At 63.3% G+C, this 12,936-nt stretch carries 13 protein-coding genes, 2 tRNA genes and 1 pseudogene; 9 read left to right on the top strand and 7 right to left on the bottom strand.

The window, feature by feature from the left end:
• Window positions 1-11: 11 nt before the first annotated feature.
• A complete protein-coding gene (locus MRUB_RS02530; protein ID WP_013012791.1) occupies window positions 12-728 on the top strand; it encodes a helix-turn-helix domain-containing protein in 717 nt (238 codons plus the stop codon).
• Window positions 725-2,263 carry a recombinase family protein gene (locus MRUB_RS16060; RefSeq protein ID WP_081439935.1) on the top strand — a complete coding sequence of 513 codons (1,539 nt, stop codon included), beginning with the start codon at window positions 725-727 and terminating at the stop codon, window positions 2,261-2,263. Before MRUB_RS02530 ends, MRUB_RS16060 begins: the two co-directional genes overlap by 4 nt.
• Here the strand turns inward: MRUB_RS16060 and MRUB_RS02520 are convergent.
• Window positions 2,211-3,254: pseudogene (locus MRUB_RS02520) on the bottom strand (YifB family Mg chelatase-like AAA ATPase); the annotation flags it as partial. The gene MRUB_RS16060 and the pseudogene MRUB_RS02520 sit on opposite strands and share 53 nt — an antisense overlap.
• Before the next feature lie 149 nt (window positions 3,255-3,403).
• Between MRUB_RS02520 and MRUB_RS02515 the strand changes: the two are divergent.
• Window positions 3,404-3,673: a hypothetical protein gene (locus tag MRUB_RS02515; RefSeq protein ID WP_013012790.1), complete on the top strand. Its 270-nt coding sequence runs from the start codon at window positions 3,404-3,406 to the stop codon at window positions 3,671-3,673.
• A complete protein-coding gene (locus MRUB_RS02510; RefSeq protein ID WP_013012789.1) occupies window positions 3,670-4,572 on the top strand; it encodes an ROK family protein in 903 nt (300 codons plus the stop codon). The genes MRUB_RS02515 and MRUB_RS02510 overlap by 4 nt, the downstream gene beginning before the upstream one ends.
• Here MRUB_RS02510 and MRUB_RS02505 read toward each other — a convergent pair.
• Both MRUB_RS02505 and MRUB_RS02500 read right to left on the bottom strand, forming a co-directional pair.
• On the bottom strand, window positions 4,569-5,504 hold the full coding sequence (locus MRUB_RS02505) for an aldo/keto reductase (RefSeq protein WP_013012788.1): 936 nt from the start codon (window positions 5,502-5,504) through the stop codon (window positions 4,569-4,571). The two genes, MRUB_RS02510 and MRUB_RS02505, sit on opposite strands and share 4 nt — an antisense overlap.
• 52 nt (window positions 5,505-5,556) lie before the next feature.
• Entirely contained in the window at window positions 5,557-6,987 is a 1,431-nt protein-coding gene (locus tag MRUB_RS02500) for an ATP cone domain-containing protein (RefSeq protein WP_015586344.1), read from the bottom strand.
• Between the two features lie 89 nt (window positions 6,988-7,076).
• Between MRUB_RS02500 and MRUB_RS02495 the strand changes: the two genes are divergently transcribed.
• Both MRUB_RS02495 and MRUB_RS02490 read left to right on the top strand, forming a co-directional pair.
• Window positions 7,077-7,151: transfer RNA gene (locus tag MRUB_RS02495), tRNA-Cys, on the top strand.
• Window positions 7,152-7,199: 48 nt separating this feature from the next.
• Window positions 7,200-7,276 (top strand) — tRNA-Val (locus MRUB_RS02490).
• Window positions 7,277-7,349: 73 nt separating this feature from the next.
• Here MRUB_RS02490 and MRUB_RS02485 read toward each other — a convergent pair.
• Window positions 7,350-8,018, bottom strand: coding sequence for a sigma factor-like helix-turn-helix DNA-binding protein (locus MRUB_RS02485; RefSeq protein ID WP_013012786.1), 669 nt, complete (start codon window positions 8,016-8,018; stop codon window positions 7,350-7,352).
• Window positions 8,019-8,153: 135 nt separating this feature from the next.
• Here MRUB_RS02485 and MRUB_RS02480 point away from each other — a divergent pair, with 135 nt between their 5' ends.
• From MRUB_RS02480 to MRUB_RS02470, 3 genes are all read left to right on the top strand, one after another.
• Window positions 8,154-8,498 carry a hypothetical protein gene (locus MRUB_RS02480; RefSeq protein WP_013012785.1) on the top strand — a complete coding sequence of 115 codons (345 nt, stop codon included), beginning with the start codon at window positions 8,154-8,156 and terminating at the stop codon, window positions 8,496-8,498.
• A 414-nt stretch (window positions 8,499-8,912) separates the two neighbouring features.
• A complete protein-coding gene (locus tag MRUB_RS02475; RefSeq protein WP_015586343.1) occupies window positions 8,913-10,319 on the top strand; it encodes an HD-GYP domain-containing protein in 1,407 nt (468 codons plus the stop codon).
• Window positions 10,241-10,798, top strand: coding sequence for a DUF5317 domain-containing protein (locus MRUB_RS02470; protein ID WP_015586342.1), 558 nt, complete (start codon window positions 10,241-10,243; stop codon window positions 10,796-10,798). The genes MRUB_RS02475 and MRUB_RS02470 overlap by 79 nt, the downstream gene beginning before the upstream one ends.
• Before the next feature lie 9 nt (window positions 10,799-10,807).
• Here MRUB_RS02470 and cax read toward each other — a convergent pair whose 3' ends face one another.
• From cax to MRUB_RS02455, 3 genes are read right to left on the bottom strand one after another with little or no spacing between them, the layout of a single operon-like run.
• Complete coding sequence (gene cax / locus MRUB_RS02465; protein ID WP_015586341.1) at window positions 10,808-11,875, bottom strand: calcium/proton exchanger; 1,068 nt, start codon at window positions 11,873-11,875, stop codon at window positions 10,808-10,810.
• Window positions 11,876-11,931: 56 nt separating this feature from the next.
• A complete protein-coding gene (locus MRUB_RS02460; RefSeq protein ID WP_013012781.1) occupies window positions 11,932-12,342 on the bottom strand; it encodes a GNAT family acetyltransferase in 411 nt (136 codons plus the stop codon).
• A 43-nt stretch (window positions 12,343-12,385) separates the two neighbouring features.
• Entirely contained in the window at window positions 12,386-12,784 is a 399-nt protein-coding gene (locus MRUB_RS02455; RefSeq protein WP_013012780.1) for a hypothetical protein, read from the bottom strand.
• Window positions 12,785-12,936 lie beyond the last annotated feature (152 nt).

Here is a 12,936-nt window from a genome sequence, read left to right as displayed (position 1 = left end):
AAAATACTCCCATGCCTAAGAAAAGCTTCCGTACTGCCTCCCTTACCCCTGAAAACGTCACACCTGACTGGGGGCGACTATTGCAGACCAGGCGAGAAAAGCTGGGCCTCTCTCGTGAGGCGTTGGCCCTGGCTGCTGGTGTGTCTCCTTCCCTGATCGCCAAACTCGAGCAGGGCAATCACGACCTCAGGGACGTGAGCGTGGGCCGTTTGCACGCGTTGTTGCGCACGCTTCACCTCCCCTCCATAGACTTTTTGTTGGGGGAGGGCCCGACCGAGGAGTTCACCCCTTCCGCCCCCGGCATCACCCCGCTGCCCTACTACTCATCGCTGACCCTGGCCTGTGCTGGGGAGGAAGCGTCCACGCGCAGCCATTTCGACACCCGATTGCTTCCCACCCGGCCCAGCTACACCAACTTCTTCCTGGCCATACTGGAGCAGGACGTACTTCGATCTGAGGATCTCAGCCTGGTCGAGGGCTCGGTGCTGGTGGTGGAGCGGAAACCCGCCCGGGAGAGAGGCATCGCCCTGCTCGGTTTCGTCGAGGAAATCCGACGACCCCTGCTGTACCGCCTACCCCCGGAGCCCCGGCTGGTGCGGCCAGTCAGCGGGATGGGGGCGGTGTACTGGCTCCTGCCGGACGGCTCTCTCCAGCCCCCCTCCGGTAAGAAAGCCGCTATGTACCCTGTCCCGGTGGGTGTCATCCACGGGGAGTTCCGTCACGTATGAAGCTTTGCGCTCTCTATACCCGTGTTTCCACCGAGGAGCAGGTCGAGCGCTACTCCCTCGAGGCTCAGCAGGAGGTGCTCACGCGCTGGGCCGAAGCTCTGGGGTATGAGGTGGTCAAAACCTACACCGACCCCGGCTACTCAGGAGCCCAGGAGGATCGGCCTGCCCTGACCCGCCTGCTCGCGGATGCTCAGGAGAAGCGTTTTATGGTGGTGCTGGTCTATCGCCTTGACCGCCTGGCCCGCAAGGTGCGCCTGGCCTACGACCTCATCGAGCGGCTGGAGCGGTGTGGGGTGGGACTCATGAGCTACTCCGAGCCGAATATCAACACCACCACCCCCATCGGCAAGGCGGTGCTGGGGATCATGGCCGTCTTCGCTGAGTGGGAGCGCGACACCTTTGCCGAACGCAGCCGCCTGGGCATGCACAAAGCTGCCCGGATGGGAAAGTACCTCGGTGGCATCGTGCCCTATGGCTACACCGTCGAAGACGGTCGCCTGGCTCCTTTGCCCGAGGAGGCGGCGGTGGTGCAGCAGATGTTTGCCTGGGTGGCCGAACGGGGCTGGAGCACCGAGCGGGTAGCCCAGGAACTCAATCGACTGGGAATCCCCCCCAAGTACCGTCGAGACGGTCGAGGGGTACGTGGTAAGCGCACTGCCGGAGTCTGGCGCGGTGGTGGGGTACTGAGAATCCTCAAGAACCGCACCTATATTGGCGAGTACACCTATGGTAAGCGCACCACCAAACCCCAGCCAGAGTTGGTGAAGGTGGCAGTGCCTCCCATCGTGGAACCTACCCTTTTCGAAGCTGTACAGGAGCAGCTAACCCGTAACGCTCTCTTCGCTACCCGCAACGCGAGGAGCGTGTACCTGCTAAAGGGGCTTATCCGCTGCGGGATGTGCGGGCGCGCTTACGTCGGATCAGCCGACTACTACGCGTGCGTGGGGCGAACCAACCGTCAGGCGTCTCCCATTCCTGAGATGAGATGTACCGCTCCGCACGTGCGCAGGGCAGACCTGGAAGAGAGGATCTGGCACGACATCCGCTCCTTCCTGCTCAACCCTGGCGAGGCCTTGCAGGCTTTCATAAATGAGGAGTCCCCGGAAAGCCATGAAGTCTCCCTGCTGGAAAGACGCTTGCAGGCCCTCTTCGAAGCCCGGGCCCGCCTGCTGGATCTTTATCTTGAGGGAGGGATGGAAAAGGAAACCTACTACGCCCGCCTCGAGGATCTGGACGCCCGCGTCCGGGAAGTCCAGGCGAGCGTGGAATCAGCCCGGCAGCGTTCCATCGTCGAGCGCCAGCGCAAGGTAGCCCTTCACTCCCTGGAGAGCCTCTCGGCCCACCTGCACGATCGGCTTGACCGCCTTACCCTGGAAGAGAAACAGGCGGTGGCGCGGGAGCTGGTAGAAAGGGTGACGGTACGGCCAGGGAAGGGAGAAGTTGAAGTTGAAGTACATTACCGGTTCGGGCAGATTGCACCTCACACGGGCAGGGGTTCATGGCCGCAATCAACAAAAACCGCGCGGGATAGGTGAAGCTGGCCCGGGCCCGCGAGATGGTCACCACCCCGTCCTCCAGGGGCTGGCGCAGCACCTCCAGGGCATCGCGGGAAAACTCGGGGAACTCGTCCAGGAAGAGCACCCCCCGGTGGGCCAGGGAAATCTCACCGGGTTTGGGGATGGTGCCCCCGCCAATCAGGCCCGCGTCGGAGACGGTGTGGTGGGGGCTGCGGAAGGGCGGGGTTCGGATCAGACCGCGCAAGAGCCGTCCAGCAGCGGAATGAATACGGGTGACCTCGAGCGCCTCCTGGTTTTGCAAGGGTGGGAGCAGCCCCACCATGCGCTTGGCCAGCATGGTCTTGCCCGAGCCGGGGGTACCGGTCATGAGCAGGTGGTGGGCGCCGGCTGCGGCAATTTCCAGGGCCCGCTTGGCCTTGGCCTGGCCCTTCACGTCCAGCAGGTCGAGGGCTGCTTCAGCAGGTTCAGGCTCCGGGCTGGGACGGGCGGGGGCCAGGTCTTCCTGGCCTTGCAAGAAGCGCACCACCTGGGCCAGGTGGGCCGCCCCAAACACCTGCACCCCCTCGATGAGGGCGGCCTCCTGGGCCGAGGCCTGGGGCATCAGGAGTCGGTAGCCCTCCTGGTAGGCCCCCAACGCCAGGTTCACCGCGCCGGGCACCGCGCGCAGCTCACCGTCCAGGCCCAGCTCACCCGCCGCCGCAAAGCCTTGCAGGGCCTCGAGCGGAATGACCCCCTGCGCACAGAGCAGCCCCAGCGCGATGGGCAGGTCGTAGTGGGTGCCTTCTTTGCGCAGCTCGGCCGGGGCCAGGTTGATCACCACCCGCCCCTGGGGGTAGGGAAACCCGGCGTTCTTGAGGGCCGCCCGCACCCGCTCGCGCGACTCCTCCACGGCCTTGTCGGGCAGGCCCACCACCGCATAGAAAGGCATGCCCTGCGAAACATCCACCTCGACCGTGATGGGCTGGGCCTCGAGGCCGAACAGACTGTAGGTGCGTACCTGCGCCAACATGCCCTTCAGTCTACGTGCTCCAGCACCAATTTCCCCCTCATCCTGGGGCCCCCGGCACGTGTTCGAACGGGAAAACCCGGTTCGCAGCGACAGGCCAGGGGACGGGGCTAGATAATCTTGGGGTATTGACGCTGTTATGCTGTTAGCCGATGAATGATGCAGTAGACCCCTCCCTCCCCCGTCGCCGGATTGGGGAAGTGTCGTACGTGCTGTTCCTATCGGCCCCCAGGGTGGTGGCCGAGGGGCTCAAGGCCCGGCTGGAAGTGCACCAGATTCCGGTTCACCTCGAGACCCCCTTTAGCCTGCCCGAAGCCTACATGGGCACCTACACCGGGGATGTGAGCCTCTGGGTGCCCGAGGCCCTCTACCACGAGGCCACCCTGATTCTCGAGCGAGACCACCAAGGAGAAGCGTCATGAGCGTAGTGGGAATTGATCTAGGCGGAACCAAGATCATGGCCGGGGTGTTCAGCGAGGGCGTGATTAAGACCAAGGTGACCGTACCCACGCCAGAAGAAGGCGGCCAGGCCGTGATCGAGGCCATGGCCCAGGCTGCCAAGGCGGCCATCGAGGCCTCGGGCGTGGCGGTGCAGGCCATCGGCCTGGGCACGCCGGGGCCCCTCGACTTCAAGCGGGGCCGGATCAAGTTTGCTCCCAACATCGCCAACTTTACCGATTTCCCCATTGTGGAGCGGCTCGAGCAGGCCACCGGCTACAAGGTCTACATGGAAAACGACGCCAACGCCGCGGCCCTGGCCGAGCACAAGCTGGGGGCCGCCCAGGGCGCCGAAAGCACCCTCTACATGACGGTCTCGACCGGGGTAGGGGGCGGCTTTGTCTGGGGCAACAAGGTGCTGCGCGGCGTAAACGGGCAGGGAGGCGAGATCGGGCACATCACCATGCAGCCGGGCGGCCCCTCGTGCGGCTGCGGACTGGATGGCTGCCTCGAGGCCCTGGCCACCGGCCCGGCCATGGAGCGCATGGCCCTGGCCTCCTTCAAGCGCGAGATGAACACCCGCGAGCTGTTCGCGCTGTTCCAGCAGGGCGACCCCCGGGCCAGCCGCATCGTGCTGCAGGCCGCAAGCTGGGTGGGCATCGCGCTGGCCTCGCTGGTCAAGTGCTACGACCCCGAGGTGGTGGTGCTGGGGGGTGGGGTGGCCCTCAACGCAGGGCCGGCCTACCTCGAGGAGGTGCAGCGCAGCTACCAGCGCTACATGGAGAACTGGATCACCCCACCCCTCCACCTGGCCAAGCTGGGCAGCGAGGCCGGGCTGCTGGGGGCGGCCCTGACCGCGGCCATCGAGGTGGGTGAGCTCTAGCCCGGCCCTTCCCCACCGCTCAAGGCATCCAGCCGGGCCATCTGCGCCTCGGAAAGGCAGATTCGCAAAGCCCCTGCGTTTCCCTCGGCCTGGCACGCGTTTTTGGCACCCGGAATGGGCAGGGTGCCTTTTTGTATGCACCAGCGCAGGGCCACCTGGGCGGGGGTGGCCCCCAGCGATTCGGCGATCTCGTTAAGAGCCTGGAGCAGTGCGGGAATCTGGGCCTTGCGGGTGACATAGCGCTGGGCCCGGTAGCGGCCTGGTGGGGGGTTGTCCAGGCCGTACTTGCCGGTTAGCCAGCCCATAGCCAGCGGGCTATAGGCCATCAGCACGATACCCTCGGCCTGCATGGCGCGTAGAAGGCCCGTTCGTTCAGGTTTGCGCTCGAGCAGGTGGTACTCCACCTGGTTGACCGCCAGCGGCACCCGGTGCTGATCAAGTACCTTAGCCACGCGTTCAAGCTGCTGGAGGTTATGGTTGGAGACCCCCACCGCCCGGGTCAGCCCCTGTTCGTAGGCTTCGGCCAGCGAAAGCGCCCACTGCTCGAGCGGAACCGGCTTCCAGGGCCAGTGCAGCAGGTACAGATCTAGCTGCTGCATCTGCAGGCGCTGCAGGCTTTTTTTAAGCGCGGCAAACAGCGTCTTGCGGGAGAAGCGCCAGGGGTAGGGAAATAGCTTGCTCACCACCAGGGGCTTGGGTTCGTAGGCCTGGCGGTAGCGCCCGATTAGCCTTTCCGAAAGACCAAAACCATAGAACTCGGCAGTGTCAAAAAGCCGCACCCCACCCTGCAAGGCCGCCCGGTAGGCCGCCTCGGTATCGCCTGCCTGGTAGCCATTGCCGTAGCCCCAGACCAGCCGGTCGCCCCACTGCCAGGTGCCAATGCCCAGGGGCGGGATGGCCGGAAGTCCCTTGATCTGAATCTGCTCGCTCACCCCTCGAGCCTACCTTGCCCATCCGGCCCGGGTATGTGACGTATGAGCCTGGCTACCCCTGCACCACATCGAAATAGGCCTCTTGCAGCCGGTCTACGATCACCTCGAGGCCTTTGTCAATGGCCCGATCCAGGTTCTCGGCCGGAATAAGGGGAACCCCGGCACCTCGAGCCAGCTCAATCAGATGCTGCTGGATAAGGCGAATTTCACTGAAGTACTGCGCATAAGCCCCACTAGTGCGCGACCCCCCGGTCTCCCGCTCGCGCAGGGCAAAACGGTCGCGGTGCAGGGCCTCGTCCTCGAGCACCAGCATGATGGGAATCTGTATGACCTCGTGCTGGTACTGGTGGGTCATGTAGCCCGGCACCACGTGCACGCCCTCCACCACCAGCGAGGTTTTCTCCCGGGCGCTGCGCTCCTGGATGGCCCGCAGCCCCACCGCCACCCTCGAGACCTGGTCGCGGAACCCCTGCATTACCAGCGCCGCGCTGGGTTCGGCTTTCTGGGGCGTAGCCAGCACCCGCCACGACTCAAAGCTGCTGGTGTGCAGGGTGGGCAGCAGGTCTTTGGGGATGGTGGCCCGCAGGATCTCCCGCACCGCATCGGTCGAAATCATACGGGTGATGCCCAGCCGGTAGGCCAGCGCTGAGGCCAGCACACTCTTCCCCACCCCGGCCACCCCCCCAATCAGCAGATGCACCGGCTTCACAGCCCGCCGGATGCTGCGCAACAGGTGGTAGCGCCGGGCCACCTCTTCCCCGGCTTCCTCCATGAGCTCTTCCGAGACCGCTTTACGCAGGTAGTCGCGCTTGACCACAGTCGAACCGCTATCGCGCAAGCGGCGTTCCACATCGCGGGCCAGCCGGTAGGCCGCATCGGGCGATAGCCCCACCGCCATTACCGACTGGGCCAGTACCCCTTTGGAGAAAGGCACCCGCGGCTCACCTTCCCCTTCCTCCACAAAAATTTCCCCAGCCAGGGCCTGCCTTCCGGCGTAGCGGTTCCTGGCCGCAGGCCCAAATAGTTCCTCGATCTCGGCTGCAATACGCCGCTCCAGCTCATCGGCATCAATCGAGCGCACCCCGCTGCGGCGCAGGCGGTTCTCCAGCGAGCGGGCAATGGTCTGAGCCTCGCGCATAGAAAACCCTGCATCCTCCAGGCTGCGCACCAGCACCCCTTTGGAGAAGGGCCGGCGGCGGTAGCCCTCCCGAACCACGATGTCTTCAAAGGCCTGGGTCTGGCCCCTGAGCCGTTCGGCCATCTCGGGGCCAAAGTTTTTCTCCACCTCTTGAATCAGCATCTTCTTGAGCGCCAGGGCAGTAACTTCTGGCTTTTTGCGGGAGCGCAGTTGTTCTTCGATGGTATGGGCCACCGACATGGCCGGCTCCATCTTGAGGCCCGCCATCATCATGGACTCCACCAAAAGCCCCTTGGAAAAGGGCCAGCGAAACCCCCCCGGTGTCTTGATAAAGACTTCGCGCACGGTTCAATCGTACCCGAAAAAGGTTTGACACACCCTATTCACAGGTGCTAACCTAACGGTTGCTGAACCCCTCGAGGGGCAGCCGGTGTGGCGCTGTAGCCAAGTGGTAAGGCAGAGGTCTGCAAAACCTCCATTCACCGGTTCGAATCCGGTCAGCGCCTCCAAAGGTTCTCTGCTTGTTCTGGCGAGAATACCGGATTGAAGCCCCCTGCGGGCGCGTAGCTCAGATGGCTAGAGCACTACCTTGACACGGTAGGGGTCGTTGGTTCGAGTCCAATCGCGCCCACCACGTTCAGCACGAGAAACCCCCTTTATGCAAAGAGCGCATAAAGGGGGTTTTCAATAGGGTTCTTCTTACCGGCTCAGTCCAAAGCCCGTTGGGGCGGTTTAACCCCCAAAAAGCGGAACGGGTACTCATCGCTCAGCTCGGCCCGGCCTTCGTTCACCAGCTCCTGCATCAGCTTCATCAGGCGTCGGCGGGACATAGGAAAGCGGGCCTCGAGGTCGTCGTAGGTGAGCGGACTCTCGATTAAGGCTGCTGCTACCGCTGCTTTTAGCTCGGCCCACTTGCCGGCCCTCGAGCCCCGATCCTCACCCAGCAAGCACGCCACCGCCTGGTCACGCAGGGCGGTGGCCTCGGTGATGCTCAACCCCAGGGTAGGGGCCAGATCGGCCAGCGGTTCGCCCCGGGCATAGGCTAAAACCAGCATGGGCTGGGGTTCGGGCAATCCCTCAACCGCTTTCTCCAGCGGTACTCCCAGGCGCTGTTCAACAGCCAGGCGAAAACGACGGCCCTGAATTTGCGCGGTATCGTCTTCTTCACGGAGTTTTTTGAGGGCGCGAATCTCCACCTGGCGCACCCCTTCAGGGGTCAGGTCGAGCCGCCCCCCAATGGCCCGCAGGGTCTCGCCCGATGCCCGGGCCAGCAAGACCTCGCGCTCGAGGGGATAGAGTTGCTCGAGGCGATCGGCCAGTTGGCTCGGCGATATACCCTTGCTCAGAAAATATTGTCCCGGCGTCTTTTTGGGCATACGTGCTAGGAACTCTCCTACCGTTTTAGATTATAATGACACAAAGGGTGCCACAAAGCACCCTGGTTCGGATTTATGCCATGCACATCCACTGAACGTTGCAGTACCCAGCGCAGCATTGAAAAGGTGGAAGCTATGAAGCAGGCGGCTATTCTCATCATGACATCAGAACGCAACCCATCCGGCTTACGCACCACCACCGGAACCGGCTGGAGCAAGCTCTACTTGGCTGCCGACTACTACCTCGACCTCAGCTACAAGCAAAACGGCCAGCAAGCCTTTCTGGTCGGGCAGGTGCTGCACGAAGATGGGGTTTCGTTTAGCACCGGCACAGCCACGCTGCTGAACCCCCAGGGCGTCCCCCTGCAAACCACGGAGCTGACCCCCAAAGCGGGCTTCCGCCTGGCCGTAGGTGACCTAACCGCACACCGGCTCGAGCTCACCCTCGACCAGACCACCTTCGACATAGCCCTCTCCTGAGGCGCGTAACACCCGGTCGGGCCGGGTGGTGCAAATATCACAGCCCAGTCTGTGGATTGCTTCTAAGCTAGAGCTGTCTACTTCGGTAGGCGAGAGACAGTTGGGGTGTATTGTGGCTTAAGCACATTGTAAACCAAGTGCACGTATTCCTGTGTGCATTGACCGCACACAGGGGGGTGGTGTATTGTCTTCTCCAAGGTTGGAAGTCAAAAAACAAAAGCGCTTCCACATCGTCTAGGAGGAGGAAATTATGAAGAAGCTCGCCTTCAAGATCGCCACCCTGATCGCCGCCCTGGTTGCCCTGGCCGTAGCCGTCGGCGCCGATACTCAGTGGCAGTAACTACGTAACGCTCGTGCGGGTGCGGTGGTGCAAACCGCACCCGCTTGCTTTGGTCTCTGCCCTAGACTAGGGGGGTGAAGGCGCCGCTCCCCATGCCTCCTCTGCGCGTTCTGCTCTTCCTGCTGGTGCTGCTGGCGGCTTTTGCTGGGCTGCTCTACCTCCTGCTGCCCTTCGGCCCCTACGCCCCCAACCCCCTGGACCTGGTCTTCTGGGCCGCCCTAATCGTCATTGCCAGGCGAGCCCATGTGGCCCTGCCCTTCAGCGCCTCCATGTCCCACGCCTTCGTGGTGGCCCTGGCCGCTGTCACCCTCTTTCCCCCCTGGCTGGCCGCGGGCCTGGTGTTTGTTTTTAGCTTCAACAGAGACTTTGGCCGACCCGGCTACACCTGGTACAAGGACCTCTTCAACCGCACCCAGTCGGGCCTGGCCACCAGCCTGGCCGGCCTGGCCTGGGGCTGGGCGCAGGCCCACCTCGGCGCCCACCCCTACCTGCAGGAGGCCGCGGGGATCCTGGTCGCCTCGCTGGTGTACTTTTTTGTGAACGTCGGGAGCGTCACCTACGTAATTCATCTGGCCAGCGGGGCCAGCCTGCGCAAGGTCTGGTTTGAAAACTATAGTTGGCTCTGGGTGAGCTACCTGCTCCAGGCCCCCATCGGCCTGCTGCTGGCCAAGGCCTACCAGACCCCCCTCATCTGGGGCTGGGGCGGGTTTACGGTGCTCTTTATGATGCTTTTGCTCTACTTCTCGCGCTTCTACTGGGATGAAAAGGTGAAGATCGAGGCGGCCTTCGACGACACCATCGAGGTGCTGGTGGCGGCCCTGGACGCCAAAGATCCCTTCACCCGGCTGCACTCCGAGCGGGTGGCGGCCATCGCCGGCAGCATCGCCAAGCGGATGGGCTTCGACGAGCAGGATGTAAAGCGCATCACCTATGCGGCCCGTATACACGATATCGGCAAGGTGGCCATCCCGGACTCCATCCTGCTGAAGCCGGGCAAGCTAACCCCGGAGGAATTTGAGCTCATCAGGAGCCACCCCAAGAAGGGCCTCGAGGTGCTCCACCCCATGCGCAGCCGACTACCCCAGGAGGTACAAAACGTTATCGTGCACCACCACGAGCGCTGGGATGGCAGCGGCTACCCCAGCCGGCTTAGGGAGGAGCAAATTCCGCTCTGGGCGCGTATCGTGGCGCTAGCCGACGCCTACGAGGCCATGACCGCGGGCCGGGCCTACAGCCCGGCCAAAACACCCCAGGAAGCCCTTAATGAGATAATCATGCAAGCGGGGCGGCAGTTCGACCCGCAGTTGGTGCGGCACTTCGAGGCCTTGTGGCTCGAAAGCCCTATCTGGAAGGATCGGGGGGAATTTCTACGACGCTATACCTTGCCAGCGCACTTATCGGCGTGGCCCTCGCCCTCGCATTCCGGGCCAGCCTCCGCGACATCGCCAACCTCGAGCTCCGATCGGCCTGGGCCTTCGTAGCAGCAGCGCTGCTGGAAGGGGGCCTGGCCTTTGCCACCGTTCGCGGTCTGGTAGCACCCGAAATTGCCGGCCCGCTGGCAAAAACCCTGGTGCTGGTGCTGGTGGGCTACGGCTTGTGGGCCAACACCCATCTGCGCGGGCTGTGGTTTGTGGGGCTGGGCCTTTTCTGTAATGCGCTGGTCATTTTTGCCAACCGGGGGCATATGCCCGTAAGCAGCGAGGCGCTCTACAGGGTGGGGCTGGAGTCCTACATCCCCAAACTTCAGCAGCAGTACGACGCGGTTCATACCCTGATGGACGGCTCCACACAGCTATGGTTCCTGGCCGACATCATCCCGGTGCGGGTGCTGGGCTACACCAACGTAATCAGCCTGGGCGACGTATACCTGATGGTGGGCATCGCACTTACCATTGTGGGCGGGGCTTTGGAAAGCAAAAGGAAAGCACAAGAACCAATAAACATTGACCTGCGCTTCTAGCACGGCCTGCTATTTTGGCGTGAAAAAGAAGGCAAAACCCAGCAGCGCATACACCCCCAAAAGCATCACCCCCTCCAGCCAGTGGCTTTCTCCATCCCGCACCACCGCGTTGGTCGCCAGGATCGAGGCCGCCAGGGCGGCCAGCTCCAGAGGGTTCTGGAAGACCAGATCCATCGGACGGCCCGCCAGATAGCCCACAATCACCAGAATGGGCGCGACCAAAAGGGCAATCTGCAGGGAAGAGCCCACCGCGATCTGCACCGCTAGATCCATCTTGTTTTTCATGGCGAAGACCACCGCCGCGAAGTGCTCAGCGGCATTGCCCACCAGCGGAATCAAGATGATGCCCACAAAGAACTCCGAAAGCCCCAGGGCTTGGGTGGCCTCCTCGAGGCTCCCCACCAAAAACTCGGCCATCACCGCCACCCCCACCGTGGCCGCTGCCAACACCCCCACCGCCACCGGTAGGCTCCAGTGGGCCTCATGGTGGGCCTCATCGGACAGGCCCGAGACCATGTCTTTGTGGGTTCTGAGGGAAAAGTAGATGTTGGCAAGGTAAATCAGGATGAGCACCCCGGCAGTAGCCAGGCTAAACATCTGGTCGGGCAGCGCGGGGTCGAGCACCTTAAAGAAGCCCCGCTCGGCCAGGTCGAAGAAAGCCGGAAGCAGGAAGGCAATTAGGGTGAGGGTCAGCAGCGAGGTCATCACCCCTGCGGCCTGGGCGTTGAAGCGCTGGGTGCTGTGGCGCAGGCCCCCCATAAAAATCGAGAGCCCCAGCACCAGCAGCAGGTTGGAGAGGATCGAGCCGGTGATGCTGGCCTTCACCACTTCAATTTTGCCCGCCAGCAACGCCACGATGGCGATAATCAGCTCCGCCGCGTTGCCAAAAGTGGCGTTGAGCAGACCCCCCACCGTGCTACCCGCGCGCGCGGCCAGCTCCTCGGTGGCCCGGCCCATCAGACCCGCCAGCGGCAGCAAAGCCAGGGCCGATACCAGAAAAATCCAGACCGCCGGCGCATGCAGGACTTCCAGGGCGACTGCCAGCGGCACAAAGCCCAGCAAAATGTAGTTCCACATGGGGGCCATTCTACGCCCGCCTGAGGCAGAATGCCGATGGGCCTGTGGCTGAATCTTCAGTCCAGCCACTTCTCCATGAAGATCAGGTCGTCGCGGCGGTAGCCAAGCCGTTCGAAGAAGTCCTGGGCCCCGGTGTAGGAGGGCTCCACCAGCAGGTTCAGCTTCTGGCAGCCCTTGGCTTTGAGGCGGGCCTCGAGCTCCTCCATCATCCGCTTGCCCCAGCCCTGCCCCTGGCCGAAGGGGTGAATAGCCATGTGGTACAGCCAGCCCCGCCGCCCGTCGTAACCGGCCAGCAAGGCCCCCAGAATCTGGCCGTCCTCCTCGACCACCAAGAACAGATCGGGGTCGCGCTCGAGCTTCTTCTGTAGACCCTCGAAGCTATCCGAGGGGTTGAGCTCCAGGCCCGCGCCTTGCCAGAGGGCCAGTACGCTCGTGTAATCGGCCATGCGGAACTCGCGAATGGGCATACTTTAGAGTAGCGCAAAACCCCATGCGGGCAAAAGGCCCACCTCAGGGCCTGTCCGGGAAAAGCCGCTGGGCCATCTGGGCTGCCGGCGCCAGCTCGGGATGCTGCTGGGCCCACAGGGCTATCGTGGTGCTCAGGCTCTGGCCTTTGGCCTCGGCCTCGAGGGCCCGCCGGCTCCACCGCTGCCACTGCTCTTCGGCGTGGTGGGCTCGAGCCTCGGCCTGCTCGGCCCGGGCACGGTGCACCTCCCGACCAAAGAGGTATCCCGCGGCCGCGAAGGCAATGGCCTCCACGCCGGCAAACAGGTACAGCGCCCGGCCCCAGGTGGTTTCGTCGGCAGTGAGCAGACCCAACATATACACCACCAGGGCCGCAAAACCCAGCAACACCACCGCCCCCAGGGCGATGGCGGCCCAATCTCTTACCGACTTATCCCCTGTCATAAACCCTCCCGATGCACCCCTGCCCTTCCGACGGGCATGACCGTTTGAGCGATTTTCAGGGGCTCCTACAGCAGCGCCAATAGGCTCTCGAAAAACGCTGTTTCCATGACAAACCAAGCGACAAAGCCGCGCGTAGGGCCCTTAGAAAAGCA

This window comes from Meiothermus ruber DSM 1279 (assembly GCF_000024425.1).
GTDB classification, from domain to species: Bacteria; Deinococcota; Deinococci; order Deinococcales; family Thermaceae; genus Meiothermus; species Meiothermus ruber.
Note: the sequence above shows the minus strand (reverse complement) of the source record. Positions and strands in the feature narration are given on the sequence as shown.